This is a genomic window from Streptomyces glaucus (assembly GCF_039533365.1).
Lineage (GTDB): Bacteria > Actinomycetota > Actinomycetes > Streptomycetales > Streptomycetaceae > Streptomyces > Streptomyces glaucus.
The window spans coordinates 5,682-32,283 of record NZ_BAAATK010000051.1 but is presented as its reverse complement, the minus strand read 5'-3'; the positions used below and the strand labels follow the sequence as shown (position 1 = coordinate 32,283).

The following is a 26,602-nucleotide window of genomic DNA, read 5'->3' as shown; positions in this document are numbered from 1 at the left end:
CGGTCACCGGTGCGCTTCGAAGCGCCGCCGGCCGGATCACCGGTGGTTCCGGCCCGCTCGACGGCCGGGCCGGGCAGGCTCGCCGGCGCCCTCTCAGCCGAGTCCACTCGTCGTCAGCCGCCTTCCGTCGTTGTCCGCGTCATGGTTTCCCCGAAGGACCCTTGACCGTCGTCATCGGGGCAGTGTAGACATGCCGCCACCAGATGTTTACGTAAACATAACAGCTCGCCGCCTTTTTTTGGGCCGCCGATGTTTACGCAAACATTAGGTGGGGGTGTGCCGTCCGGCCGGTCCGGTCCACGCCATCGGTTCCACAAGTGCGGACGAGCGAGGAACGACATGACGACGCTGCAACCGCCGGCGGCCGCCGGGCCGCGGCCGGCACCGCCCCCGGCGAGACGGGACCGCCGCTCCTGGACGGGGTGGGGTTTCATCGGCCCCTTCGTGGCCGTCTTCGCCGTGGTGTTCCTGGCTCCGATCGCGTACTCGGTCTATCTGAGCCTCTTCCGCGACCAGCTCATCGGCGGGACCACCTTCGTCGGCCTCGACAACTACCGGCAGGCGCTGCAGGACGAGAACTTCTGGGCCGCGCTCGGCCGCGTCTCGCTCTTCCTGTGCGTCCAGGTGCCGGTCATGCTCGGCATCGCCCTCCTGGTGGCCCTGGCCCTGGACAGCGGGCGCCTCTACGGCAGGAACTTCTTCCGCATCTCGGTCTTCCTGCCGTACGCGGTGCCGGCCGTCGTCGCCACCCTCATGTGGGGCTTCATGTACGGCACGCGCTTCGGCCTCGTCGGCGACCTCAACGACGCCTTCGGCCTGTCCCTGCCCGACCCGCTCTCCTCGGACCTGGTGCTGACCTCGATCGGCAACATCGTCACCTGGGAGTTCGTCGGCTACAACATGCTGATCTTCTACTCGGCGCTGCGCGTGGTCCCGCACTCGCTGTACGAGGCGGCCGAGATCGACGGCGCCGGGCAGATCCAGGTCATCACCGCCATCAAGCTGCCCGCGATCCGCGGTGCCCTGGTCATCGCGACGATCTTCTCCGTCATCGGCAGCTTCCAGCTCTTCAACGAACCGAGCGTCCTGCAGAAGCTGGCGCCCAACGCCATCACCACCGACTACACCCCCAACTCCTACACGTACTCGCTGTCCTTCTCCGGCCAGCAGCACAACTACTCCGCGACGGTCGCCATCGTCATGGGACTGATCACCATGGTCATCGCCTATGTCGTCCAGCTGCGCGGCCTGCGCAAGGGAGGGTGAAGCAGCGATGACCAGTACCGTCGCCGACGTCCCCGGCCGCTCCGCGCCCTCCCGCGCGTCCGGCCCCGCGTCCCGGCTGCGCACGCCCCGGCGCGGCCACTCCCCCTCCCGGCCCCGGCGCAGCGTCCTGCTGACCGTGCTCACCGGCCTGGTGCTGCTCTACAGCCTGGTGCCACTGGCCTGGCTGGTCGTCAGCGCCACCAAGACCCAGCAGGGGCTGTCCCGTTCGTTCGGCCTGTGGTTCGACGGCGACTTCGCCCTGTGGGACAACATCGCCGAGACGTTCACCTACGACGACGGCGTCTTCACCCGCTGGCTGCTGAACACCGTCCTGTACGTCGTCCTGGGCGCGGGCGGCGCCACCTTCCTCGCCGTGCTGGGCGGTTACGCGCTGGCCAAGTTCGACTTCCCGGGACGCCGCGCGGTGTTCGCCGTCGTCATCGGCGCCGTGGCCGTGCCGGGGACCGCGCTGGCGGTGCCGACGTTCCTGATGTTCAGCAGCATGGGGCTCACCGACACCCCGTGGGCGGTGATCGTTCCCTCCCTGATCTCCCCGTTCGGCCTGTACCTGATGTGGGTGTTCGCCGGTGAGGCGATCCCGACCGAGCTGCTGGAGGCGGCCCGCATCGACGGCGCCGGCGAGGTGCGCACCTTCTTCCGGGTCGCCCTGCCGCTGCTGGCGCCGGGCATCGTCACCGTCTCCCTGTTCACCATGGTCGCGACCTGGAACAACTACTTCCTGCCGCTGATCATGATCAAGGACCCGGACTGGTATCCCCTGACCCTGGGCCTGAACAGCTGGAACGCCCAGGCCTCGACGGCCGGCGGCCAGCCCGTGTTCCACCTGGTCATCACCGGCTCCCTCATCACCATCGTCCCGCTGATCGCCGCGTTCCTGCTGCTGCAGAAGTACTGGCAGTCCGGACTCGCCGCCGGAAGCGTCAAGGAATAGCGCCGCTCCCCCACCGCACGACCGTGCGGCCCCGCGCCTTCGCGTGCGTGCCGCGCGGGCCCCTGCCCCTGCAACCCCCATCGGTCACGGTTTCGGCCACGAAGAAGTGGAAGCACGACCATGCGCATGCCCTCCCGCCGCCTGCTGCGCGGCATCGGCCTCGTCTGCGCCCTCGCCCTGGGCGCCACCGCCTGCGGCGGCTCCGACGACTCCGGCTCGAGCCCGAAGAAGGTCTCCGAGGCGGACGTCCGGGCCGCGTTGGAGAAGGGCGGCACGATCACCGTCTGGGCGTGGGAGCCCACCCTGAAGCAGGTCGCCGCCGACTTCGAGAAGGAGCACCCCGGCGTCGAGGTGAACCTGGTCAACGCGGGCACCCACAACGACCAGTACAAGGCGCTGCAGAACGCCATCTCCGCCAAGAAGGGCGTCCCCGACGTCGCCCAGATCGAGTACTACGCCCTGGGCCAGTACGCGCTGACCGAGCAGCTCACCGACCTCAGGGGCTTCGGCGCCGGCAAGCTGGCCGGCCGGTTCTCCCCCGGCCCGTGGAACAGCGTGAAGGCCGGCGGCGAGGGCGTCCACGGCCTGCCGATGGACTCCGGCCCCATGGCGCTGTTCTACAACAAGAAGGTCTTCGACAAGTACCGGATCAAGGTGCCCACGACGTGGGACGAGTACGTGGACGCGGCCCGCGCCCTGCACAAGGCGGACCCGAAGGCGTACATCACCAACGACGCCGGTGACGCCGGTTTCACCACCAGCCTGCTGTGGCAGGCCGGTTCCCGCCCCTACCGGGTCGACGGCACCAAGGTGAGGATCGACTTCTCCGACGCGGGCGCCAGGAAGTACACCGGCACCTGGCAGAAGCTCCTCGACGAGAAGCTCCTCGCGCCCGTCACCAGCTGGTCCGACGAGTGGTACAAGGGCCTCGGCGACGGCACCATCGCCACCCTCGCCACCGGCGCCTGGATGCCCGCCAACTTCACCTCCGGCGTGAAGGACGCCGCCGGCGACTGGCGCGTCGCCCCGCTGCCGCAGTGGGAGGCGGGCGCCCGGGCCGGCGCGGAGAACGGCGGCAGCGCCCTGACCCTGCCCGAGCTCGGCGGGAACGAGGCACTGGCCTACGCCTTCGTCGAGTACGCGAACGTCGGCAAGGGCGTCGACACCCGGGTGAAGGGCGGCGCGTTCCCGGCGACCACCGCGCAGCTGAACTCCAAGGCGTTCCAGGACACCGAGTTCCCCTACTTCGGCGGACAGCAGGCCAACAAGGTCTTCGCCGAGGCCGCCGCGAACGTCGCCGACGACTGGTCGTACCTGCCGTACCAGGTGTACGCCAACTCGATCTTCAACGACACCGTCGGCAAGGCCTACGTCTCCGGCACCACGCTGGCCGACGGCCTGAAGGCGTGGCAGGACGCCTCCGTCGAGTACGGCGCCGAGCAGGGCTTCACCGTCGAGAAGTAGCACGCCGGGGCGGCGCGCACACCCCGCGCCGCCCCGGTGCCCCACCCCCGGAAGGACCGCCATGATCTCCACCCTCCTGTCCCGCCGCAGCGGGGCGGACGGTGACCTCGCCCCGCGCCTCGTCTACGGCGCCGACTACAACCCCGAGCAGTGGCCCCGCTCCGTCTGGGAGGAGGACGTCCGGCTGATGCGCGAGGCCGGCGTGAACCTCGTGTCGGTGGGGATCTTCTCCTGGGCCCGCATCCAGCCGGCCGAGGACGAGTGGGACTTCGCCTGGCTGGACGAGGTCATGGACCTCCTGCACGCGGGCGGCATCGGCGTCGACCTGGCCACGGCCACCGCGTCCCCGCCGCCGTGGCTCACCACGGCCCACCCGGAGATCCTCCCGGTCACCGCGGGCGGCGAGACCCTGTGGCCGGGGGCGCGCCAGCACTGGCGCCCCACCTCGCCGGTCTTCCGCCGGTACGCGCTGCGCCTGGTCCGCGAGATGGCCACCCGCTACGCCGGTCATCCGGCCCTGGTCGCCTGGCACGTCAGCAACGAGCTGGGCTGCCACAACGTGTACGACTACTCCGACGACGCGGCCCGCGCCTTCCGCGACTGGCTGCGCGCCCGCTACACCACGCTCGACGCGCTCAACGACGCCTGGGGAACGGCGTTCTGGTCGCAGCGGTACACCGACTGGGAGCAGATCCTGCCGCCCCGGCTGGCCGCCTCGCATCCCAACCCCACCCAGCAGCTGGACTTCAAGCGCTTCTCGTCGGACGCGCTGAAGGACCACCTGCGCGCCGAACGCGCGATCCTGCGGGAGATCACGCCGGACGTCCCGGTCACCACCAACTTCATGGTGATGGGCGGCACCAAGGGCATGAACTACCCCGACTGGGCCGGCGAGATCGACTTCGTCTCCAACGACCACTACGTCCACCCGGGTCCGCAGGACCGCGACGAGCTGTCCTTCTCCGCCAACCTCACCAGCGGCATCTCCGGCGGGCGGCCCTGGTTCCTGATGGAGCACTCCACCAGCGCCGTCAACTGGCAGCCCGTCAACGTCGCCAAGCGGCCCGGCGAGCTGGCCCGCGACTCGCTGCTGCACGTCGCGCACGGAGCCGACGCGGTGTGCTTCTTCCAGTGGCGCCAGTCCGCGGCCGGCGCCGAGAAGTACCACTCCGCGATGGTCCCGCACGCGGGGCCGGACAGCGACCTGTTCCGCGCGGTGACCGAGCTCGGCGCGACCCTGAAGGCGCTCGCCCCCGTCGCGGGCAGCGAGCGGGAGCCCGCCCGGGTCGGCATCCTCTACGACTGGGAGTCGTGGTGGGCGAGCGAGCAGGACTCCCACCCCACCTCCCTGCTCGACTACCGGCAGGAGGCGCTGGACTGGTACTCCGCCCTGCTGGCCCTCGGCATCCGCGCCGACCTCGTCACCACCCGGGCCGACCTGCACCGCCACCGGGTGCTGATCGCCCCCGTGCTGCACCTGGTCACCGCCGACCTGGCCAAGACGCTCACCCGGTACGCCGAACAGGGCGGCCACCTCGTCACGACGTACTTCTCCGGCGTCGTCGACGAGAACGACCACGTGTGGCTCGGCGGCTACCCCGGCGCGCTGCGCGACCTGCTCGGCATCCGCATCGAGGAGTTCGGGCCGCTGCTCGCCGGCGACACCGTCGCACTCGACGACGCGACGACCGGCAGCCTGTGGACCGACCGGATCACCGTCACCGCCCCCGGGACCGAGGTGCTGTCCCGCTACCGCACCGGCGTGCACGCCGGACGGCCCGCCGTCACCCGGCGTCCGACGGGCGGGGGCTCGGCCGCCTACGTCTCCACCCGGCTCGGCGTCGAAGGGCTCACCGCCCTGCTGCCGCGGCTGCTGGAACCGGCCGGCGTGGCGAGCGAACTGCCCGCTGCCGTACGGGGGCTGGTCGAGACGACCGTGCGCCGGAACGCCGACGCCCGGTTCGTGTTCCTGGTCAACAGGACCGACGAGGCCGTCACGGTGCCCGGCCTCACCGGAGAGGTGCTGCTCGGCGGCACGGGAGCCGACGGCTCCCTCGTCCTCGGGCCCCGCGCGGTCGCCGTCCTGCGGCAGCCGGCCGCCTGAGCCGTACCCGCACCCCACGACTCCCCGGAACGGCACGCACCCGTTGCGGGGGCCGTCCCTCCCGTCCCGCCGTGCGCGGGGCGGGAGGTCCACCAGAGCGCGACCACACCTCAGTTGGGAGCACACCGATGGCACGCCGTACCCGCAGCAGACGGCTGCTCGCAGCCGCCGGCATCACCGCCCTGGCCACCGGGGCCACCCTGGTGTCCGCCCCGCCGCCCACCGCGCAGGCGGCGGACGTCCCCTCCGTCACCGTCCGGCCCGACCCCTCCTACCAGCAGGAGCCGTTCGAGGGCTGGGGCACCAGCCTCGTCTGGTTCGCCAACGCCACCGGCGACTACCCGAAGGAGATACGCGAGAAGCTCGCCGCGCTCCTCTTCGGCGACGACGGCCTGGCGCTGAACATCGCCCGCTACAACATCGGCGGCGGCAACGCCCCGGACGTGAAGGACTACCTGCGCGCCGGCGGCGCCGTCGAGGGCTGGTGGCGGGCCCCCGCGGGCACCACCCGCGAGGACACCGACTGGTGGGACGCCGGCGATCCGGCCGACTGGAACGACGACGCCGACGCCACCCAGCGCTGGTGGGTCGACCGCATCAAGGACGACATCACCCACTGGGAGACGTTCAGCAACTCCCCGCCCTGGTTCATGACGGTCAGCGGCTACGTCTCGGGCGGGTTCGACGCGTCCGAGGACCAGCTCAAGGCCGAGTCCGTCGACGACTTCGCCGCCTACCTGGCCGGCGCGACCAGGCGGCTGGAGCAGGCGCACGGCATCAAGGTCGATACGGTCGACCCCTTCAACGAGCCGAACACCACCTACTGGAGCACCCGGCTCGGCCCGGACGGCGAACCCGTCGGCGGCCGTCAGGAGGGCGCCCACATGGGCCCCGAGCTCCAGCAGAAGGTGCTCCGGGCGCTCGCCCCGGCGCTGCGGAAGGCGAGAACCGAGGCGGAGATCTCCGCGATGGACGAGACCAACCCGTCCCTCTTCGCCCAGAACTGGAACGCCTACTCCGCCGAGGCCCGCGCCCTCGTCGGCCAGATGAACGTGCACACCTACGGCACCGGCCAGCGCACCACCGTGCGCGACCTGGCCAAGGCCGAGGGCAAGCGGCTGTGGATGAGCGAGGTGGAGGGCGACTGGGGCGACGGGCAGAGCTTCACGGACATGCGCCCCGGTCTCGGCCTCGCCCAGCGCATCGTCGACGACCTGCGGGAACTGGAGCCGCGCGCCTGGGTGTTCTGGCAGCCCGTCGAGGACTACGACAACATGAAGCCCGGCGGCGAGTCCGCCAGGGGCGGCAACTGGGGCGAGATCCAGGTGCCGTTCAGCTGCACCTCGCAGGACACCCTCGACACCTGCCCCGTCCGCACCAACACCAAGTTCGACACCGCGCGCAACTTCACCCACTTCATCAGGCCCGGCGACCGGCTGATCAAGGTGGACGACACCTCCAGCGCGGCCGCCGTGACCAGGGACGGCAAGGGCGCCTCGCTCGTCCACGTCAACAGCGCCACCCAGGCGCGCGAGGTCACCGTCGACCTGTCCAAGTTCCGCACCGTGAGCCGCGACGCGACCGTCACGCCCGTCGTGACCAGCGCCGACGGCAAGCTCGAACGGCACGCGCCCGTCAGGGTCACGGGCCGCGCGGCCACCTTCACGGTGCCCGCGCAGTCGGTGACGTCCTTCGTCGTCCGGGGTGTCTCCGGCGTCGCGAAGGACGCCCCGCTGCTGCGCAAGGGCCACACCTACACCCTGACCGGCGTGCAGAGCGGCAAGGCGGTCACCGTCGCGGACGACGGCACCGGCCTCGTCATCGGCACGGGCGACGGCTCCGCCGCGCAGCAGTGGCGGCTGAGCCGGGTGCGCCCCGGCAGCGGCACCGGCGACCGCTACGTCTTCACCAACCCGGTGGACGGCAGGCGCCTGGCCGTGCGGAACGACGTACCGGTGGCCGAACCGGACACCGGACGGCGCGACGCGGCCGCCGAGTGGATCGCGTCGACCACCGGGGACGGCACCTGGACCCTGGTCAACGCCGCCACCGGGCGCCTGCTGGAGATCGGCGGGCAGGCCACCCACGAAGGCGCCGCGGTCACCACCTGGCCGCCCAACTCCGGTTCCAACCAGCGCTGGACGATCACCGACGTGACCTCCGGCAGGAACTGATCCCCCGCCCCCGCCGGCACCGGTGCGCGACGAGGACGGCGTGCGGGCCGGGGCCGGCGCGGTGGTCCTGCCCGCGTGGCGGTGGGAGGCGGACCGGTCGTCGGCGCGGACGGCGTGGTGACCGCCGGCGTCCCGCCGATGGTGGTCGTCGCCGGGACGCCCGCGCGCCTCCTGCGGCCGATCACCGCGCGGAGTGACCTGGCGTGCCGTGCCGCCGGGCCGTCCGGCTCAGCCCCCTTCGGCGCCCGTGCAGCGGCGGGCGAAGTCCACGGTGCGGACGTAGCAGTTCTCGACGTCCTCGTCGGACAGGCCCACCCACAGGTGGTTGCCGCCGGTGACCAGGCGCAGGTCCGGCTGGTGACCGGCCGCGCGCAGGGCCTCTGCGAGGCGGACGGACTGCCGGGCGGGGACCAGGACGTCGTCGGCGCCGTGCAGAAGGAGGAAGGGCGGCGCCTGCGAGGTCACCCGGGTGACCGGGCTGGCGTCGCGCGCCGCCCCGGCCCGCTGTGCCGGGGCGCCGCCGAGCAGCAGGGCCTCGAAGGTGGCCGGGTCGCGGGTGTCGTACGCGCCCTCGGGGAGATCGTCGGCGAGGTGCGTCAGGTCGGTGGGGGCGTACCAGGTGACGCAGCCGGCGACGGTGCCGGCGGGCTGGGTGAGGGCGGTCAGGGCGGCGAGGTGCCCGCCCGCGGACTCGCCCCACAGCACGGGCCGCGCGGCGTCCAGGCCGAGGCCGGCGGCGCGGGTGCGCAGCCAGGCCAGCAGGGCGGCCAGGTCGTCGGTCTGGGCCGGGTGCGGGGCCTCGCCGCTGAGGCGGTAGTCGGGGCAGGCCACCGCGAACCCGGCCCGGGCCAGCCGGGCGAAGGGGCCCGGCCGCCAGTGGCGGAAGCGGGGGCCGAGGTCGTCGCGCAGGCCGGTGCGCCAGGCGCCGCCGTGGACGAAGACGACGACGGGCACGGGTCCGGCGGCGTCCTCGGGCAGCCACAGGTCGACGGCCAGCGGGCGGCTGCCGTCCGGTACCGCGTAGACGGCGCCGCGCAGGAGCCGCACGCCGTCGGCGGGGCGGGCCGGGTGCGGCAGGGGCAGGACCGCCGGGTCGGGCGGGGCCAGCAGGTGCAGGGGGAAGGGCGCGGGGCCGCGGTCGGTCACGGTGGCGACTCCGTCGTTCACAGGGCCGTGCGGGGCAGGATGCGGCGGGCGTTGGCGGTGGTCAGGGCCCGCCAGCTGGTGGCGCCGTCGGGTGCCTCGGCGGCGTCCAGGCCCGCGACGTGGGCCTCCACCCCGGCGGCGGGGGTCCAGCAGTGGTCGCTGCCGTACAGCAGCCGGTCGGTGCCGACCAGGTTCATCAGCGCGGGGAGCTGGCGGGGCAGGGCGGGGCCGGCGAGGTCGTAGTAGAGGCGGCCGAGCTGCTCGACGGCGCCGGGCGCCTCGGTGCCCTCGGGCATGAACATCCGCATGAACCCGTCGATGCGGTCGGCCAGGACCGGCAGGGCGCCGCCGCAGTGCGGCACGATCACCGTGAGGTCGCGGTGGCGGTCCAGGGTGCCGGCCATGAGCAGGTCGGTGACGGTGCGGGCGGTGTCGAAGACGAACTCGATCATCGGGCGGGGGCGTCCGAGGGCGGAGCGCTCCCAGCACACCGGGGAGGTGGGGTGCAGGAAGACGACCGCGCCGCGCCGGTCGAGCTCGGCCCAGACGGGTTCCAGGCCGGGGTCGCCGAGGTAGGTGCCGTGGGTGTTGGTCTCCAGCACCACGCCGTCGGCGTGCAGGGCGTCGTAGGCGTGGGCGATCTCCGCCAGGGCGCCGTCGACGTCCGGCAGGGGCAGCGAGGCGAACAGGCCGAAGCGGCCGGGGTGGTCGCGCACGGTCTCGGCGCCGGCCTCGTTGACCTCGCGGGCCAGGCGGCGGGCGGCGGTGTCGTCGCCGAAGTGGACGCCCGGCGAGGACACCGACAGCATCGAGGTCCCGATACCGCAGCGGTCCATCAGCTCCAGGTGGGCGGCCGCCGACCAGGTGGGCCAGGCGGGGACGCCGTCGGGGAGTTCGTGGCCGGCGGCGCGCGCCTGGCGGACGTAGGAGTCGGTGACGAAGTGGGCGTGGACGTCGAGGTATCCGGGGGCGTCAGAGGGCACGGGGGTCTCCTGGGTCTGCGGCGGACGGCGAGGGGGCGGGGCGCCGGGCCGGGCGGTCGCGGACGGCGGTGGCGGCGCGTTCGCCGAGCACGATCCCGGCCAGCCCGGTCAGGCCGATGAGCGGCGGGGCGGGCGAGGTGAGGTCCAGCGCCCAGTACAGCGCGCCCATGAGCAGGCCGGCGGCGAAGGAGGGGGCGGCCCTGCGGAGGAAGGCGCGGGCCGCGCCGGGGGCCGTCACAGGGCCTCCGGCGCCGCCTGGCCCAGCAGCATGCCCAGCAGCCCGGCCAGCGCGACCGGGGGCGGTGCGGGCGACTTCACCCGCACCAGCGCATAGGCCACGCCGACCAGCACGCCGGCGAGCAGGGCCTTCAGGTACGGCATGGGTCGCTCAGCTTCCGGTGCGCCACTCGTGGTCGGGCAGGAAGTTCACGTCGTACCGCTGCGGCACGGTGCCGAACTTGTGGGGTTCGGGGACGAACGGCTTCCCGGGCAGGCCGAGTTCGTCGGTGGGCGTGCCGAGGTTCTCGAAGAACCGCTCGAAGGTGCCGCCCGGGCCGGCGGCCACGCCGACGATCCGGCTGTGGTGGCGCTCGATGCGGTAGGCGTGCGGGCAGTTCTTCGGGACGAAGCCGAAGTCGCCGGCGGTGAGCAGCTTCTCGTACTGCTCGCCCTGGAGGTCCTCCACGAACAGGCGCACCGCGCCGTCGGTGATGTAGAAGACCTCGTAGGTGTCCGGGTGGGAGTGGGCGGGGATGGTGTCGCCCTTGGGGCCTTCGCAGGTGAAGAAGTTGAAGGTGTTCTCGGTCTGCTCGCCGCCGGCGTAGATGGTGAACAGGTCGGTGAACAGGTGGGCGCGGTCGCCCATGCCCTTCTCGATGAAGTACGGCTTGCCCGGCTCCGGCGGGATGTGGGAGCGCTCGCGGTAGCGGGTGGCGAACTCGATGGTCATGGTGGTCCTTCCTGGTTGCGGGGAGGGCGCGCGGCCGGGGCGGGACGAGCGGCCGGATGCGGCCGTGGGCGGTTTCCGGCCCGCGGCGCCGCACGTCCCGGGGACGGGGGCCGGAAGCCGGCCGGAGCGTGCGCGGCCCGTCCCGCGGCGGAGCTTCCCTCCGGCAAACCTAGAACCGGCCGGGAGGGGGGCCCGACGTACACTCGGGCACGCGATGAAGAAAAACGGACAGATCGCGGCCGGCCGCGGCACGGCCGGCGTCCCGGCCGTGCCGTACCGTCCGACGCCCGGGAGGCCGCCGGGCCTGGAGGTCCTCGACCTGCCCGGACTCGCCGCCCGCGCCGCCGGGCGGGAGCTGCCCCTGACGGTGCCCGTCCGTCCGGCCTTCCACCTGATCGTCGCGTTGCGGAGCGGCCGCCTGCGGTGCTCGGTGGACTTCACCTCCTATCTGCTCGCCCCGGGCGACTGGCTGTGGGTGTGGCCGGGGCAGGTGCTCCAGTTCCCCGACGGGCCGGGGGACGGCGACGGCACCGTCCTGGTCTTCCCCTCGGGCTTCCCCAGTGCCGCGACGGACGCCCTCATCCGGGACGGCGAGCACGTCCCGCACCGTCTCGTCACCCCGGGCGCGCCGCGGCAGGCGGCCCTGCTGCGCCTGCTGGACGCCCTGGTCGAGGAGCACGCCGGCCTGGCCGACCTGCCGCTGGAGGCGTACATCGAGACGCTGCGGAACCTGCTCTCGGTGATCCTCGTCCGGCTCGTCCATCTCGCCGACCCGAGGCGGCGGACGCGCTCCGGCGGCAGCGAGCCGTTCCAGCTGTTCCGCCAGGCCGTCGAGGAGGACTTCCGCCGGACCCACCGGGTGGAGGACTACGCCGCCCGGCTCGGCTACAGTCCCCGCACCCTCACCCGCGCCACCCGGGCGGCCCTCGGCTGCGGCGCCAAGCGCTACATCGACGACCGGGTGCTGCTGGAGGCCAAGCGCCTGCTCATCCACACCTCGTTGCCGCCGGCCGTCATCAGCGAGCGCATCGGGTTCACCTATCCGACCGTCTTCAGCGCCTTCTTCCGCCAGCACACCGGCATGACGCCGACCGAGTTCCGGTCCCTGGCCAGGCCCTGAGGGCCGGGCGCCGGGAACGCCCGCCGCGGGCGGCGTCCGCGCGCGTTCCGCGGGGTGCGCGGCCGGCCGCCTTCCCGTCCGGCGCGCTCCGCCGCGCCGGTTCCGCAAGGCCCGTGCCGCGGGCCGCTCCGACGCACCCCTCTGCCCGTGTGACGTGTGTCACACCACCAAAACCTAGTGCCCACTAGGCATTCGGATTCATCATCGACCGCGCGGCTGAAACGTTTCGCCCTCGTTGCGCGCACATGGCCGCCCCGTCAACGGCGCGGTCCGCGCATCTCCTCGCCTCCCCGCGCCCGGCTGATTTCCGAAAGGAGCGGTCTCGTGACACCGACGTCAGCGAGTCCCTCGCTCGATGCAGCACCCTCCCCGCACCGTCAGAGGTGGACTCCGCGTCTGGTGGGCGTCCTGATCGCCCTCATCTGGCCCACCCAGTTGCTGGTCACCGTGGGCATCCTCGGCTCCAACGCCACCGCCGACGTGGCGCAGAGCTTCCGCACCACGCAGGTGGCCTGGTTCTCCCTGATCGTGACACTGGTCTCCGCCCTGCTGAGCCCGTTCGTCATCAAACTGGGCGACCTGTACGGCAAGAAGCGGATCATGCTCGGGATGATCGCCCTGGGCGTGGTGGGCGACGTCATCGCCGCGACCGCGAACAGCTTCGAACTCCTGCTGGTCGGCCGGGGCCTGGCCGCCTGCTACGGCCCCTTCCCGGCGCTCTCCTTCCCCGCCGTGCGGGACATCTTCCCGGCCAGGCTGGTGAAGTCCGCCAGCGGCATCCTCGGCAGCAGCCTGGGCCTGGTCGCCCTCGCCTCGCCCTTCCTGGCCGGCTGGCTGATCGACGGCTGGGGCTACAAGGGGGCCATGTGGTTCATGGCCGCCGCCACCACCGTCTCCTTCCTCCTCGTGGCGGCCCTCGTGCCCGAGACCCCGAAGCACGCCTTCGAGTCCGGCTTCGACTGGCTCGGCGGCCTCGTCCTCGGCGGCGGCCTGGCCGTCCTCGTCTACGCCGTGGGCCAGGGACAGGCCTGGGGCTGGGGCAGTGCGAAGACCCTGGCCTGGCTCGCGGCCGGTGCGGCCGCCCTGGCCGGCTTCCTGCTCGTGGAGCGGACGAGCCGCCACCCGATCCTGGACCTGGGCGTCCTGCGCCGCCGCGCGGTGGCGGCCACCGTCGTCTCCGGCGCCCTGGCCCAGGCGGTCGCCTACACCGCGCCCGTCGTCGCCATCCTGCTGGCGCTCTACCCGCACATCCCCGGCGTCTCGGCCGGCTTCGGCTGGACCGCGCAGCACAGCGCCACCGTCGGCGTCACCTGGAACCTGCTGCTGTTCGTCACCGGCCTGGTCGCCAGCCGTCTCCTGCGCGCCGTCGACACCCGGCCGATCTGGTGGGCCGGGCTCACGGCGATGGGCCTGGGCTACCTGCTGGCGGGCTTCTTCCACGCCGACGCGGTCCAGCTGACCTGGACGATGTGCGTGGCGAGCCTGGGCAGCGGCCTGGTCGTCGCCGCCGCGCCGGTGCTGGTCGTCGGCGCGGTCTCCACCGACGAGCAGGGCCTGGGCAGCGGCATGCTCACCATGCTCACCCACGTCTTCGGGGCGGTGTTCAGCGCCGCGATGTTCGCCGCCCTCGCCGCCGACGGCACGGTCGTGGAGGGCACCGCGTTCTACGGCGACAGCGGCTACGCCCGGGCCTTCTGGGTCGGCGCCCTGCTCAGCCTGGTCGCCCTCGTCATCGGCCTGTTCATCCCCGCCCTGCGCGAACCCGAGAAGGAGACCGGAGAGGCACCCGCCGCCGCAGTCTGACGCACCCCGTCCCGGCCCGGCCACGCCCCGCGTGGCCGGGCCCCGAGGAAAGGCACCGATGTCGCACCACTGGACCGCCCAGGTCATCACCCCCCACCTGCCCGAGGCCGGCCCGCCCGCCGGGGCGGCCCGGCCGGCCGCGCTGCTGCGCGACGAGTTCACCGTGCGGGCCGGGGTGAGAGCGGCCCGGCTGACCGTCACCGCGCTGGGCGTGTACGAGCTGGAACTCAACGGCGCCGTGGTCGGCGACCACGTCCTGGCCCCCGGCTGGACCAGCTACCGCCACCGCCACCGCTACCACTGCTTCGACGTCGCCCCGCTGCTGCGCACGGGCGCCAACGCCTGGGGCGCCCACCTCGCGGACGGCTGGTACCGGGGCCGGCTCGGCTTCAACGGCGGCACCCGCGACATCTACGGCCCGGACACCGGCCTGCTGGCCGAACTGCGCGTCGAGTACGCCGACGGCACCACCGAGACGGTCACCACCGGCCCCGGCTGGCGCGCCTGCCACGGGCCGGTGCTCGCCGCGGGCCTGTACGAGGGCGAGCACCACGACGCGCGCCGCGAGCAGCCCGGCTGGAGCGAGCCCGGCTTCGACGACTCCGCCTGGCACCCGGTGCGCGTCCTCGACTTCGACACCGCCGTGCTCTTCCCCGCCGACAGCCCGCCCGTGCGCCGGACCGGGACCGTCCGGCCCGTCGCGGTCACCGCCCTGCCCGGCGGCCGGGCCCTGCTGGACTTCGGCCAGAACCTCGTCGGGCGGCTGCGCATCCGGGTGCGCGGCGAGGCCGGCCGGACCATCACCCTGCGCCACGCCGAAGTCCTGGACGAGGACGGCGAGTTGTGCGTGCGTCCGCTGCGCACCGCCGTCGCCGTCGACCGGTACACGCTGCGCGGCGCCGCGGGCGGCGAGGAGTGGGAGCCGCGGTTCACCTTCCACGGCTTCCGCTACGCCGAAGTGGACGGCTGGCCGGGCGAGCCGGCGCCCGAGGACGTCACCGCCGTCGTCCTCCACAGCGACCTGCGCCGCACCGGCTGGTTCTCCTGCTCCGACCCCGCGCTGGAGCGGCTGCACGAGAACGTCGTGTGGGGCATGCGCGGCAACTTCCTCGACGTGCCCACCGACTGCCCGCAGCGCGACGAGCGTCTGGGCTGGACCGGCGACGTGCAGGTCTTCGCCCCCACCGCGGCGTTCCTGTACGACGTGCGCGCCTTCCTGCGGTCCTGGTTGCGCGACCTGGCCGCCGACCAGGGCGACGACGAGCACGGCGTCCCGCCGGTGTTCACCCCCGACATCCCGGTGATCGCCGACGTGCCGCTGCCGCCCGGCAACCCGCCGATGGCCGGCTGGTGCGACGCCGCCGTCATCGTGCCCTGGGTGCTGTACGAGCGGTACGCCGACGCCGACGTGCTGCGCGTCCAGTACCCGTCGATGCGGGCGTGGGTGGACGCCGTCGAGGAGATCGCCGGGCCGGGCCGGATCTGGGGCGCGGGCTTCCAGTTCGGCGACTGGCTGGACCCGACGGCTCCCCCGGAGGACCCCGGCCGGGCGGTGACCTCCTCCGAACTGGTCGCCACCGCCTACTTCGCCCGCTCCGCCCGGCTGCTCGCCCGCAGCGCCGAGGTGATCGGCGAGCGGGACGACGCGGTGCGCCACCACGCCCTCGCCGACTCGGTGCGCGACGCCTTCCGGGACCGCTTCCACACGGGCGGCGGCCTGCTGACCGAACAGACGCAGACCGCCTACGCGCTGGCCCTCTGCTTCGACCTGCTGGAGGACCCGGCCGAACGGGCCGGCGCCGGCGACCGGCTCGCCGCCCTGGTCGCCGAACGCGGCCACCGCATCGGCACCGGCTTCCTCGGCACCCCCCTGGTGTGCGACGCGCTCACCGCCACCGGACACCTGGACACCGCCTACCGGCTGCTGCTGGAGCGGTCCTGCCCGTCCTGGCTGTACCAGGTGGACATGGGCGCCACCACCGTCTGGGAACGCTGGGACAGCATGCTGCCCGACGGGCGCGTCAACCCGGGCGAGATGACCTCGTTCAACCACTACGCGCTGGGCGCGGTCGCCGACTGGATCCACCGCACGGTCGCCGGTCTCGCCCCGGCCGCGCCCGGCTACCGCCGCCTGCTGGTGCGGCCCCGCCCGGGTGGCGGCCTCACCTGGGCGAAGGCCGCGCACGAGACGCCCCACGGCCGCGCCGAGGTGTCCTGGCGCCGCACCGGGCACGCCCTGCTCGTCGACGTCCTGGTGCCGCCCGGCACCACCGCCGAGGTCCGTCTGCCGGGCGCCGGGCCCGTCGAGGCCGGGCCCGGCCGCCACTCCTTCCGCACCCCCTTCCCCGCCCCCACGCACCCCGAGGAGCAGCAGTGAACCACCCGTACCAGGACCCCGCCCGCAGCGTGCGCGAACGCGTCGCGGACCTGCTGCCCCGCATGACGGTGGAGGAGAAGGCCGGGCTCGTCTTCCACCACGCGATCGGCCCCGCGCCGCACGCCGCGCCCGCCGGGCGCACCGCCGAGCAGATGCTGTCCGAGAGCCGGATGACGCACTTCAACGTCCTCGGCGCCGCCGCCCCGCGGGAGATGGCCGCCTTCCACAACCGGCTCCAGGAGCTGGCGGCGCACACCCGGCTGGGCATCCCGGTCACCCTGTCCACCGACCCGCGGCACGCCTTCACCGACAACCCGGGCACCGCGATGATGGCCGGCCCGTTCTCCCAGTGGCCCGAGACCCTCGGCCTCGCGGCCGTGGGCGACCCCGGCCTGGTGCGCCGCTACGCGGACACCGTGCGCCGCGAGTACCTCGCCGTCGGCCTGCGCGTCGCCCTGCACCCGCAGGTCGACCTGGCCACCGAGCCGCGCTGGGCGCGCATCTCCGGCACCTTCGGCGAGGACGCCGACCTGACGTCCCGTCTGGTCGGGGCGTACATCGAGGGCCTGCGCGGGCCCGGCGACGGGCTGGGGCCCGACAGCGTCGCGGCGATGGTCAAGCACTTCCCCGGCGGCGGCCCGCAGCGGGACGGCGAGGACCCGCACTTCCCCTACGGCAAGGAGCAGGTCTACCCGGGCGGCTTCTTCGACTACCACCTCGGGCCGTTCGAGGCCGCCATCGCCGCCGGGGCGACCCAGATGATGCCGTACTACGGCAAGCCGGTCGGCACCGGCTACGAGGAGGTCGGCTTCGGCTTCAACCGGGGCGTCATCACCGGCCTGCTGCGCGAGAGGCTCGGCTTCGACGGCATCGTCTGCACCGACTGGGGCCTGGTCACCGACCAGCTCGTCATGGGTGAGCCGCACCCGGCCCGCGCCTGGGGGGTGGAGGACCTGAGCCCCGCCGACCGTATCCTGCGGATCTTCCACGCCGGCGCCGACCAGATCGGCGGCGAGTCCTGCCCCGAGCTGGTCGTCGACCTCGTGCGGCACGGACTGCTGGAGGAGTCGCGCCTGGACGCCTCGGTGGCCCGGCTGCTCGCCGAGAAGTTCCGTCTCGGCCTGTTCGACGAGCGCCGCTACGTCGACGTGGACGCGGCCGAGGAGACCGTCGGCCGCGCCGACTTCCGCGCCGCCGGCGAGGAGGCCCAGCGGGCCGGTCTCACGCTGCTGAAGAACGGCGCCGGCCTGCTGCCGCTCACCGGCGCCCCGCGGCTGTACGTCGAGGGCGTCGACCCGGCGATCGCCGCCGCGTACGCGCCGCTCGTCGACGATCCCGCCGACGCCGACCTCGCGGTGCTGCGGCTGGCCACCCCGTACGAGCCGCGCCCCGGCCTGTTCGAGTCCTTCTTCCACGCCGGGCGGCTCGACTTCGACGAGGCCCGGCTGAAGGAGATCCTGGCGCTGCTGGACACGGTGCCCACCGTGGTGGCCGTCCACCTGGAGCGGCCCGCCGTCATCCCGGAGATCGCCGACCGCTGCGCGGCGCTGCTCGCCGCGTTCGGGGCGGGCGACCGGGCCCTGCTGGACGTCCTGTTCGGCCGGGCGGAGCCGCGGGGGCGGCTGCCGTTCCAGCTGCCGCGCTCGATGGCCGAGGTCAGGGCGGGCCGCCCCGACGTGCCGCAGGAGAGCCGCGACCCGCTCTACCCCTTCGGACACGGCCTGCGGTACGCGCCGCGGGACTGAACCGGGCGGCCGGGGGTTGGGGGCTGGGGGCCGGGCTGCCGCCCGCTCACAGCCCCTTGCCGTCGGCCGAGATGGACCGCATCAGGTGGTCCAGGTGGGAGCGCATGACCCCGACGAAGTCGAAGGAGCGGCCGCTGGCCAGCCACTGCAGCCGCAGCCCGGCGTCGACGGCCGCGCACTCGCGGGCGATCGCCTCGTGGTTCAGGTCCGGCTTGAGCTCACCGGACTCGCTCCCGGCGCGCAGCCGCTCGGTCAGCTCCCGGACGCCCTTCTCCTGCCACTGCGAGAAGAAGTCGTGCGCGGGGTGGCCGGCGGCGGTGGCCTCGGCCGCGAGCACCACGGACAGCTCCACGATGCCCGGCATGCGCAGGGCCTCCGCCATGTCCTCGACGTGGCACCGGAAGGCGTCCCGCACCGAGTCGGACACCCGTCGCCACCGCTCGTCCAGCTGGTGGTGCCAGTACTCCACGACCGCCTGCAGCAACTGCTGCTTGCCCCCGAAGTGGTGCAGCAGCCCGGCGTCGGTGATCCCGGCGTCCCGTGCGACGCGGGCCAGCGAGGTGTTGTGGTAGCCGTCCTGGCCGAACCGCCGCATGGCCGCCTCCAGGATCTGCGGCCGCCTGGCCTGCCCCGCCGCGTAGGCGCCCCGCGGCCCTCTAGGTGTCCCCATGGGGACAACGTTAACGGGCCGCCGGGACCGGTCACGATCGGCTGCGGCCTCCCCGCCGCGCCCGGCCCCGGCCGTCGGTCCCGCGCGTGGCGGGTGCGGTCCGCGGGCCGGCGCCGCGTCCGGGGAGCGGGCCGGTACCGCCTGCCGTACGCCGGCGGGGCCGGGCCGTCCTGCGGGGAGGACGGCCCGGGCGCCCGCTGTCTACAGTGACCTGATCACGCGGGGTGCGGTCCGGGCCCGGTTTCCGGCGTTCGTCCGGCCAGGGCACCGGTCGGTCCGCGCGGGTGGACGGAACACGGCGAAAGGTGGCAGTGGTGGCTCTGGCGGACGACGGCGCCCCGGACCCGGCCGGCGGGCCGGTGCCCCGGGTTCTCTTCGAGACGGGATCGCTGGAGGCGCTCGGCCCGGCGGCGGGCGCGGTGTGGCGGCTGGCCGAGCCGGGCCGGCAGCTCGACGCCAATGTCGTCCGGCTCCCGCCCGGGCGGCGCGTCGGCACCCACACCGAGCCGGACCTGGACGTCCTTCTGCTGGTCGTGACCGGAGGGGGCACCCTGGTCACCTCCGAGGGGTCCCTTCCGCTGGGGGAGGGCAGCCTCACCTGGCTGCCCCACGGCTCCGCGCGCGGTCTCGTCGCGGGCGAGCGGGGCCTGTCCTGCCTGACGGTCCACCGGCGCCGGCCCGGCATGACGATCCGGCCCGCCGGGGGCCGGGCCCCGGACACCGGCCGGTCCGGCGGCGGCGACGAGGCCGACGGCGAACCGGGTACCGGGGCGGTGCGGCCGGCATCCGGCTGAGCCGCTGATCCCCTCTCACGCCGGCAGGAGCCGCGCCGGCGTGAGAGAGGATCAGCGGCCGGGGCGCCGGGCGGAGACCGCCGGCATGTGCGGTGCCGACGAGCGGGCCCGCCGCCGCACGCCGGGCAGCTGCCCGGCGGGACGCCGGGGAGACGCACGTCACACTCGTTCCTGTCACATCGCGCCGGCCCGTTCCGTCGAAGGGGTGCAAGCACCGGAAACGACGGAGGAACCCGCCATGGACGCTCGTCTGGATCTCTTCGGCAGCCCGAACGCGACCGGAGTGCTGAAGCACTTCGTCTCCGCGGGCAAGGTGATCTCGGACTCCACGCTGCCGGCCGCGACGCAGGAGCTGGTGAAGATCCGCGCCAGCCAGATCAACGGCTGCGGCTTCTGCACCGACATGCACACCAAGGAGGCCGCGCGCGCCGGGGAGACCGCGGTGCGGCTCAACCTGGTCGCGGCCTGGCGCGAGGCCACGGTCTTCACCGACGCCGAGCGCGCCGCGCTGGAGCTGGCGGAGCAGGGCACCCGCATCGCCGACGCGGCCGGCGGCGTCACGGACGAGGCGTGGGCGAACGCCGCCAAGCACTACGACGAGGAGCAGCTCGCCGCCCTGGTCTCCCTCATCGCCCTCATCAACGCCTTCAACCGCCTGAACGTCATCGTCCGGCAGCCCGCCGGCGACTACCGGCCCGGCCAGTTCGGCTGACGGGGAGGGCCCGGCCGGGGCGTCCCGCACCCGCGGGGGCGCTGTCGTCAGGCGGTCCCGCCGGACGCGGGGGGCCGGTTTCCCCGGCCTCCCGGCAGCCCGGGCGGGTCCGGCTGCCGGTCAGGCCGCGCGGGCCCGGCGGTACGCCACGGGGACGGGTTCGGCCGGGGTGTCCGCGGGCTGGACCCGGTAGACCGTCTTGCCCGGGTCGACGATGGGCTCGCTCAGGCTGATCCGGCCGGTGGAGTGCAGCCGGTCGCACGCGTCGGTGGGCAGGGCGACGTAGCAGCTGCCCCTGCCGGTGGCGGGGTCGAACGGCTGCCAGTAGCTGTACCTGCGGCGGCCGCCCGCGTGCACGGTGAGGAACACGGGGGTGCGGGGGTCGCGGACGATGCGCACCAGATCGGCGTCCGAGGGGCTGAGCGGAGCGGCGGGCCGGGCACGGTGGGTCAGGAGCATGATCAGTCCTCCCCCGCCGCGCCGTGCGGGACGCGCGTGTCGCCGGCCGGTGTCCTTCCCGCCGGGTGCCGGCCGGAACTCCCGGACCGCGAGGGCCGGGGGCCGTGGGCGGCCCGCCCCGCCGGCAAGGGCGGTCCTCCCCGGCTGCGGCTGCGTCCGCCGTCCGCGTGCCGTGCGTCGGCTATGACGGCCACCGCGGCGAGCCGGGCAGCGGTTCTCGCCGTGTCGGATGCCCGTATGGTCCCGCCGTGCTGCGCGTGCGCGGTCGACGGGGCGGCCAGGGGCCGGGCCGGGCCGGAGGTGGACTGCTTCAACGGGTGGCTCCTTATGACAGGGAACTGGTCATCGCTTACCCGGCAGGGAGGCGATGTCGATCTCGTTTGTCAGGGCATTCTTCCGCATCGCGCCGACAAAGGCGCGCCTTTCGGGGCGCGTCCCCGATCCGTGCCGCGGCGTCCCGGGCACCGCGCCGGACGCGGCGGGCGGCGCCGGGACGCCGGGCGGCGGGGAACCGGCCGGCACCCGCCGCTCCCCGCCGCCGGCCGCCCCCGTGCGGCGGCTTCCCCGCGGCGGCGCCGAGCGGCCGGCGGCATCGTGGGCGCGGACGGCCGGGTCCGGCCGTCAAAGCTGCGGGGCGGGCCTGACGTTCTGGTTGGCGTGGAAGAGGTTGTCCGGGTCGTACGCCCGCTTCACCTGCGCGAGCCGGTCGTAGTGGTCGCGGTAGGTGGCCCGGACCCGTTCCTGGCCCTCGCCCTGGCCCATGAAGTTCACGTACGAGCCGCCCATGGAGTGGGGGTGCGTCTCCTCCCAGTAGTCGACGCACCACTGCCTGATGGTCCCGGCGTTGGCCGGGTCGGGGTCGACGCCGGCGAAGACGCCGGACCAGACGGCGTCCCGGTAGCTCCACGCGGTGTCGTCCGGGTCCACCCGGTGGGCGGCCGCGTCGACCGGGTAGAGGTGCATCAGCGACAGCGGGGTGGGCAGGTTCTCGCCGTACTTGAGGTGCACGTCCACGGCGGCGTCCGGGATGCGGTCGAAGAAGTCGCCGCGCCAGTACCACTGGTACCCGGAGGGGATCAGGTCGTCGAACATGCTCTGCAGTGCGGGGTAGGGCATCGGCGCCGTGAAGTGGAAGGCGGGCGGGGCGGGTTCGTTCACCACGGCGAGGACGTCCTCGGTGGTCCGCGGGTCGCCGGTGTGGCACCACACGACACCGCACGCCTTCCGGCCGTGCAGTTCCTCGGGGAAGGGCGGGCCGGGCGGGATGGTGAAGAGCGTGAAGAAGCCGTAGGTGTCCTCGGGGGCCTGCGGGAGGAAGTCGCGGTACCAGGTGAGCACCTCGCGGGTGTGGTCGACCGGCCACACGGTGATGCCGACCCCGACGGTGTCCACCGGGTGCAGGCGGTAGGTGAAGGAGGTCACGATGCCGAAGTTGCCTCCGCCGCCGCGCAGGGCCCAGAACAGGTCCGGATGGTCGGTCTCGCTCGTGGTGACGAAGCTGCCGTCGGCCAGCACGACGTCCGCGGCCAGCAGGTTGTCCGCCGTCAGGCCGTACTTGCGGGTGAGGTATCCGTGTCCGCCGCCGAGGGTGAGGCCGCCCAGGCCCGTCATCGACACGATGCCGGTGGGGGTCGCGAGCCCGAAGCCGTGGGTGGCGTGGTCGAGGTCGCGGAGCTGGCTGCCGCCGCCCGCCTGCGCGGTCCTCGTGGCGGGATCGACCCGCACCCAGCGCATCGGCGACAGGTCGACGGTGACGCCGTCGTCCACGAGGCACAGACCGGGACCGCTGTGCCCGCCGCCCCGGACGGCGAGTTCGAGGCCGTGGTCGCGGATGAAGGCGACCGCGGCCATGACGTCCGCGGCGTCCGCGCACCGCACGACGGCGGCGGGACGCTTGTCGATCATCGCGTTGTAGACGCTGCGGGCCCGGGGGTAGTCCGGATGCTGCGGGTCTATGACGGGTCCCCGCAGCGAGGTCCGCATCGCGTCCAGGGTCGAACTGTCCATGGTGATCTCCTCGGGGAGGCGCCGATGTCACGGCCCCCGCTTCGGCCTGCCGCGGCCGGCGCCCCGGCCGCCCCGGTCACCCGCCGCTCGGTCGCTCGCCGGCCGTGCGCCGGGTGCTTCACCGGGTCGTCCCGGGCCGGGTCCGAGGAGTCGCGGGCGTCGTGCGACCGGACGCCGCACGGCTGACTCGTCCAGCGTCCCGCCGTCCGCCGGACCCCGCAATTCTGCGGATCGCCGCTCACGGGAGGGCCCCGCCCGTTCACGGTGGGTTCCCGTCGGACGCGCAGCGTGTCCGCGCCGGAGGCGCGCCGTCCGCCCGCCGGACGCGCCGGGCGGTGCCGCCCGGGCGCGCGGCGGCCGGCTCCGACCGGGCCGGGACAGCCTCCGCTCACGCTTCGGGGGGCCGGATCCCGGCCGGTCACCGCCCGGGAGCGAAAGGTTTTTCCGATTCCGCCTCGGCCGCGTGCGCCGTCGTGCACGATGAGCGCCGTCAGGATCACCGTCGTTCAGGGGTCGAGGAGAGGTCGTGGGGCAAGGGCCGGCGGGCGCGCAGGGGCCTGGCAGCGGGGAGCCGCTGAGGCCGGGGCGCCGCGTGCGCTACATCAGGGACGAGGCGGTTCCGTCCGCACCGCGCATGGTGCTGGGCAACGCGCTGCGGGTCCGGCGCGAGGCGCTGGGGCTGAAGCAGGAGCAGGTCGCCCTGCAACTGGGCGTGTCGAACTCGAAGGTCAGCAGGATCGAGTCGGGCCAGCACCAGTTCAAGGAGCGCGATCTCGCACGGTTCTTCGCCATCTACCGGGTGGACGACCCCGCGGAGCAGGCGCAGTTGCGGGAGCTGGCGGAACACGCCAACCGGCTGCCGTGGTGGCAGCCCTGGTCGGGGGTGGCCCAGAAGCACCTGCAGGCGGTCGTCAGCTTCGAGGACATGGCGCAGCGCATCAGGACGTACGAGCCGCAGCAGTTGCCGGGCCTGGTGCAGACCGAGGAGTACGCCCGCGCGGTGATCGCGACCGGCGGAGGCGACGTACAGCAGCGCGAAGCCCTGGTCGCCCTCCGCGTCGAACGCCAGCGCCGCTTCCGGGAGGCCCCCGCGGACAAGAAGCTGATCTGCGTCATCGACGAGGGCTCCCTGCGGCGCGGGTACGGCTCGCCGCAGATCATGCGCAGGCAGCTGGAGCACCTGATCGAGCTGGCGGCCTGCCCCCGCTACCTCATCCGCATAGCGGAGCAGGGCAGGTACAACGTGCCGGTGCACATCGGCTCCGTCACGATCTGGGACTTCTCCGCGCGGATCCTGCCCGACATCGCCTACGCCGAGGTCTACGACGGCGGTCTGATCTTCCAGGACGAGGAACAGGTCGACGCCCGCATCAGGGGGTTCGACCGGCTGCGCGGAGTGTCCCTCACCCCCGAGCGGTCGCTTCAGCGACTGCGGGACCTGCTGACGTCCGGCTACTACCGCTGAGCCTCCCGCTCATGGCTTCCGGGCCACCCCGGCGTACAGCGACACCTGCTTGTCCGTGACCGGGCCGGGGCCGCTCCCGGGCTCGGGGCGCCACCGGTGCGCCACGACGAGCCCGGGGTCGGCCAGGCGCAGTCCGTCGAAGAAGCGCAGCACCTCGGCCCTGGTCCGCACCTGGGCCGGCGTGCCCCGCTGCCGGTAGGTGTCGACGATGGCCGCCCAGGCTTCCGGATCGAAGTCGCCGGTGCAGTGCGACAGGCTCAGGCACGAGCCCGGCGCCAGCCGCCCCAGCAGCCGGCCGACGATGCCGTACGGGTCCTTGTCGTCGGGGACGAAGTGCAGCAGGGCGTGCAGGCTCAGGGCCACCGGCTGGTCGAAGTCGATGGCCCCGGTCCCCTCCACGGCCGCCAGCACCTCGTCGGGCCGCGTCGCGTCCGCCTCGACGTACCGGGTGGTCCCTTCGGGCGTGCCGTCCAGGAGCTCGTCGGCGTAGACGAGGACGATCGGGTCGTTGTCGACGTAGACGACGGACGCGTCGGGCCGGACCGCCTGGACCACCTCGTGGAGGTTCGGGGCCGTGGGGATCCCCGTGCCCACGTCGATGAACTGCCGTACTCCCCGCTGCGCCAGGTACCGCACCGCGCGGTGCATGTAGGCCCGGTTGGCCCGGGCCGCCGTCTCGATCGCGGGGAAGAGCCGGATGACGGCCCGGGCCGCCTCCCGGTCCACGGCGTAGTTGGTCTTCCCGCCCAGGTAGTAGTCGTACATCCGGGCGCTGTGCGGCCTGTCCTGCCCTAATTCCGCCTCGACGGCGGGTTCCCGCGCGGGCTGGGGCTGTTCTCCCACGGCTCATCCTCTCGTCGGTGGTCATCCGTCCGGTACAGCCGGATGCACTTGCATCGGCCTCATGCCTACTGGCCGGTTCGGCCCGCTGTCCAGTACGGATTCCACGGCCGTGGGTCCGGCGCGGATGACGCGCGCCGGGGCAGGCGGCCCGGGCCGGGCCGGGCCGCCTCGTCCGCCGGCCCCGGATCCGCCGTCGCGGACGTCGCGGCCCGGGGTGTTCCCGACGTCGTTCAGAGGTCGCCGCGCGCCAGGGCCGCCGTGAAGGCCTCCGCCGCCGGGCGGGAAACCCCCATGACCGGGCCCTCGCACACCTTCGAGTCCCGGAAGAGGATCCGGCCGGCGGCCGGTTCCGCGACCTCCACGCAGGCGCCCTGGGGGTTGCTGTGCGAACTCTTCCGCCACGTCGGCGACGTGTCGCTGCGCGTCACTGTCGTCCCGGCGGGCGCATACCTCTGTTTCTTCACCGGTGCACCTCCGCGGTGAACAATTTTCCCCGTTATCCGAATGCAATTGCATTCCGGTTGCCACCTGGAGAATCGCCGGACCCGACGGCATGTATGCGCGTCTGCGGCGAATTTGTCGCAAATACGCCGCAGGGTGGCATGCAAATGCGCCCGCCTCCGAAAACGTTCATCACATGGTCGGACCGTCGCGGCGGTTTCCTGGAACACCTGGACAGCAGTCGAATACCCGTGGGGGTCGCGTGGGCCGGACGGCACCGCTCTCACCAGGTCGGAAGGCAGCACGCGGCCCGGCGCGCACGCCCCGCGCCGGATTCGAACACCGCCGGCTGCCGTCGTCGCGGAAGGCCACCGGGCGGGCGCCGGAACGGCGCGCGGGGGAAGCACACCGGCCACGCACCCGGCGTATTCCGTTTAGCGTCGGCCGCGCTCGGCCACCGTGGCCGATCGGCAGCAGGACCCCGGCAGTTGTGGTTGGCGCCGCCGCCGGGGTCCCGCGTCCACGACTCCGAAGGAGAAATCGCGATGGCGACCTCCCCCCGGCACCGCCGCCGTAAACCTCGGCACGCGCGTCCCCGTCCCCGCCGGACGGCGCGCCCGTGCGCGAACTGCCTGCTGCGCGGCCTGGAAGCGATGACCTCGCCGGCAGGCCACGCCCTGCTCCTGCAGCAGCCCGAGCCCCACACCGTGCTCACCGCGCTCCTCCTGCTCTGTCTGCAGCCGGCCCTCCACCGGGCCGCCTGCGTCCCGGACCACCGTCCGATATGACCGCGTGCGGGGCGCCGCACCCCGGCGCCCCGCACGCCTCCAGCACTCGGTCACCCCCACGCCAGCGGAGCCCTTCCCATGCCCCCTCAGCCGCAGCACCGCCCGTCGCCCGCACCCACTCATATCGGCCTCGTCATGGCATCGGTCTGGCAGCGAAGCGGCCTGCCGCTGGACGCCGTGGCCCGGAGAACCGGAAGCGACGTGCGCCACGTCACCGCCGTCCTGGCGGGAGAGCGCTTCCCCAGCCACCGCTTCACCGACCGCTACGCACGGGCCTGCGGAGCCGACCCGCTCGTCCTGCTGCGGATATGGGAGGACGAGCACGAACGCCGTCGCCGGG

The 26,602-nt window shown here is 73.7% G+C and carries 23 protein-coding genes; 13 read left to right on the top strand and 10 right to left on the bottom strand.

Going from position 1 to position 26,602, the window contains the following annotated elements; genetic code table 11:
• The first annotated feature begins 339 nt into the window (after window positions 1-339).
• The 5 genes from ABD363_RS27540 to ABD363_RS27520 all read left to right on the top strand — a co-directional run bounded on the left by ABD363_RS27540 (window position 340) and on the right by ABD363_RS27520 (window position 7,960).
• A complete protein-coding gene (locus tag ABD363_RS27540) occupies window positions 340-1,266 on the top strand; it encodes a carbohydrate ABC transporter permease (protein ID WP_344608292.1) in 927 nt (308 codons plus the stop codon).
• A gap of 7 nt (window positions 1,267-1,273) precedes the next feature.
• Window positions 1,274-2,218: a carbohydrate ABC transporter permease gene (locus tag ABD363_RS27535; RefSeq protein WP_344608290.1), complete on the top strand. Its 945-nt coding sequence runs from the start codon at window positions 1,274-1,276 to the stop codon at window positions 2,216-2,218.
• 120 nt (window positions 2,219-2,338) lie between these two features.
• On the top strand, window positions 2,339-3,682 hold the full coding sequence (locus ABD363_RS27530; RefSeq protein ID WP_344608288.1) for an ABC transporter substrate-binding protein: 1,344 nt from the start codon (window positions 2,339-2,341) through the stop codon (window positions 3,680-3,682).
• Between the two features lie 61 nt (window positions 3,683-3,743).
• Window positions 3,744-5,786, top strand: coding sequence for a beta-galactosidase (locus ABD363_RS27525; RefSeq protein WP_344608286.1), 2,043 nt, complete (start codon window positions 3,744-3,746; stop codon window positions 5,784-5,786).
• Between the two features lie 128 nt (window positions 5,787-5,914).
• The gene (locus ABD363_RS27520; RefSeq protein ID WP_344608284.1) at window positions 5,915-7,960 is read left to right on the top strand and encodes an RICIN domain-containing protein; all 2,046 of its coding nucleotides are present in this window, start codon (window positions 5,915-5,917) and stop codon (window positions 7,958-7,960) included.
• A 228-nt stretch (window positions 7,961-8,188) separates the two neighbouring features.
• On the opposite strand, the gene ABD363_RS27515 is transcribed toward ABD363_RS27520, so the two are convergent.
• Genes ABD363_RS27515 through ABD363_RS27495 form a run of 5 tightly spaced genes read right to left on the bottom strand, consistent with a single transcriptional unit; the run spans window position 8,189 to window position 11,038 of the window.
• Window positions 8,189-9,106 carry an alpha/beta fold hydrolase gene (locus ABD363_RS27515; protein WP_344608282.1) on the bottom strand — a complete coding sequence of 306 codons (918 nt, stop codon included), beginning with the start codon at window positions 9,104-9,106 and terminating at the stop codon, window positions 8,189-8,191.
• A 17-nt stretch (window positions 9,107-9,123) separates the two neighbouring features.
• A complete protein-coding gene (locus tag ABD363_RS27510; RefSeq protein ID WP_344608280.1) occupies window positions 9,124-10,089 on the bottom strand; it encodes an amidohydrolase family protein in 966 nt (321 codons plus the stop codon).
• On the bottom strand, window positions 10,079-10,327 hold the full coding sequence (locus ABD363_RS27505; RefSeq protein ID WP_344608278.1) for a XapX domain-containing protein: 249 nt from the start codon (window positions 10,325-10,327) through the stop codon (window positions 10,079-10,081). The genes ABD363_RS27510 and ABD363_RS27505 overlap by 11 nt, the downstream gene beginning before the upstream one ends.
• A complete protein-coding gene (locus ABD363_RS27500) occupies window positions 10,324-10,470 on the bottom strand; it encodes a DUF1427 family protein (RefSeq protein ID WP_344608276.1) in 147 nt (48 codons plus the stop codon). Before ABD363_RS27500 ends, ABD363_RS27505 begins: the two co-directional genes overlap by 4 nt.
• A 7-nt stretch (window positions 10,471-10,477) precedes the next feature.
• The gene (locus tag ABD363_RS27495) at window positions 10,478-11,038 is read right to left on the bottom strand and encodes a quercetin 2,3-dioxygenase (RefSeq protein WP_344608274.1); all 561 of its coding nucleotides are present in this window, start codon (window positions 11,036-11,038) and stop codon (window positions 10,478-10,480) included.
• Window positions 11,039-11,252: 214 nt separating this feature from the next.
• On the opposite strand from ABD363_RS27495, the gene ABD363_RS27490 reads away from it, so the two are divergent.
• From ABD363_RS27490 to ABD363_RS27475, 4 genes are all read left to right on the top strand, one after another.
• Entirely contained in the window at window positions 11,253-12,158 is a 906-nt protein-coding gene (locus tag ABD363_RS27490; RefSeq protein WP_344608272.1) for a helix-turn-helix domain-containing protein, read from the top strand.
• Window positions 12,159-12,557: 399 nt separating this feature from the next.
• Window positions 12,558-13,961 (top strand): MFS transporter, encoded by a 1,404-nt coding sequence (locus tag ABD363_RS27485; RefSeq protein WP_344608270.1) that lies wholly within the window; start codon window positions 12,558-12,560, stop codon window positions 13,959-13,961.
• Between the two features lie 58 nt (window positions 13,962-14,019).
• Window positions 14,020-16,338 (top strand): family 78 glycoside hydrolase catalytic domain, encoded by a 2,319-nt coding sequence (locus ABD363_RS27480; RefSeq protein WP_344608268.1) that lies wholly within the window; start codon window positions 14,020-14,022, stop codon window positions 16,336-16,338.
• Entirely contained in the window at window positions 16,335-18,083 is a 1,749-nt protein-coding gene (locus ABD363_RS27475) for a glycoside hydrolase family 3 protein (protein WP_344608266.1), read from the top strand. Before ABD363_RS27480 ends, ABD363_RS27475 begins: the two co-directional genes overlap by 4 nt.
• Before the next feature lie 46 nt (window positions 18,084-18,129).
• Here the strand turns inward: ABD363_RS27475 and ABD363_RS27470 are convergent, their stop codons facing one another.
• Window positions 18,130-18,753: a TetR/AcrR family transcriptional regulator gene (locus ABD363_RS27470; RefSeq protein ID WP_344608264.1), complete on the bottom strand. Its 624-nt coding sequence runs from the start codon at window positions 18,751-18,753 to the stop codon at window positions 18,130-18,132.
• 314 nt (window positions 18,754-19,067) lie between these two features.
• Between ABD363_RS27470 and ABD363_RS27465 the strand changes: the two genes are divergently transcribed.
• Together ABD363_RS27465 and ABD363_RS27460 are read left to right on the top strand one after the other, a co-directional pair.
• Window positions 19,068-19,547, top strand: a complete 480-nt coding sequence (locus ABD363_RS27465; protein ID WP_344608262.1) for a cupin domain-containing protein — start codon at window positions 19,068-19,070, stop codon at window positions 19,545-19,547.
• A gap of 238 nt (window positions 19,548-19,785) precedes the next feature.
• Window positions 19,786-20,259 carry a carboxymuconolactone decarboxylase family protein gene (locus tag ABD363_RS27460; protein WP_344608260.1) on the top strand — a complete coding sequence of 158 codons (474 nt, stop codon included), beginning with the start codon at window positions 19,786-19,788 and terminating at the stop codon, window positions 20,257-20,259.
• A gap of 120 nt (window positions 20,260-20,379) precedes the next feature.
• On the opposite strand, the gene ABD363_RS27455 is transcribed toward ABD363_RS27460, so the two are convergent.
• Together ABD363_RS27455 and ABD363_RS27450 are read right to left on the bottom strand one after the other, a co-directional pair.
• Window positions 20,380-20,718 carry a hypothetical protein gene (locus ABD363_RS27455; protein ID WP_344608258.1) on the bottom strand — a complete coding sequence of 113 codons (339 nt, stop codon included), beginning with the start codon at window positions 20,716-20,718 and terminating at the stop codon, window positions 20,380-20,382.
• 621 nt (window positions 20,719-21,339) lie between these two features.
• The gene (locus ABD363_RS27450) at window positions 21,340-22,725 is read right to left on the bottom strand and encodes an FAD-binding oxidoreductase (RefSeq protein ID WP_344608256.1); all 1,386 of its coding nucleotides are present in this window, start codon (window positions 22,723-22,725) and stop codon (window positions 21,340-21,342) included.
• Between the two features lie 592 nt (window positions 22,726-23,317).
• Between ABD363_RS27450 and ABD363_RS27445 the strand changes: the two genes are divergently transcribed.
• A complete protein-coding gene (locus ABD363_RS27445) occupies window positions 23,318-24,190 on the top strand; it encodes a helix-turn-helix domain-containing protein (RefSeq protein WP_344608254.1) in 873 nt (290 codons plus the stop codon).
• A 9-nt stretch (window positions 24,191-24,199) separates the two neighbouring features.
• Here ABD363_RS27445 and ABD363_RS27440 read toward each other — a convergent pair whose 3' ends face one another.
• Both ABD363_RS27440 and ABD363_RS27435 read right to left on the bottom strand, forming a co-directional pair.
• Window positions 24,200-25,033 carry an SAM-dependent methyltransferase gene (locus ABD363_RS27440; RefSeq protein ID WP_344608252.1) on the bottom strand — a complete coding sequence of 278 codons (834 nt, stop codon included), beginning with the start codon at window positions 25,031-25,033 and terminating at the stop codon, window positions 24,200-24,202.
• Window positions 25,034-25,263: 230 nt separating this feature from the next.
• A complete protein-coding gene (locus tag ABD363_RS27435; protein ID WP_344608250.1) occupies window positions 25,264-25,497 on the bottom strand; it encodes a DUF397 domain-containing protein in 234 nt (77 codons plus the stop codon).
• Between the two features lie 630 nt (window positions 25,498-26,127).
• Between ABD363_RS27435 and ABD363_RS27430 the strand changes: the two genes are divergently transcribed.
• Entirely contained in the window at window positions 26,128-26,262 is a 135-nt protein-coding gene (locus tag ABD363_RS27430) for a hypothetical protein (RefSeq protein ID WP_344608248.1), read from the top strand.
• Window positions 26,263-26,602: the final 340 nt, after the last annotated feature.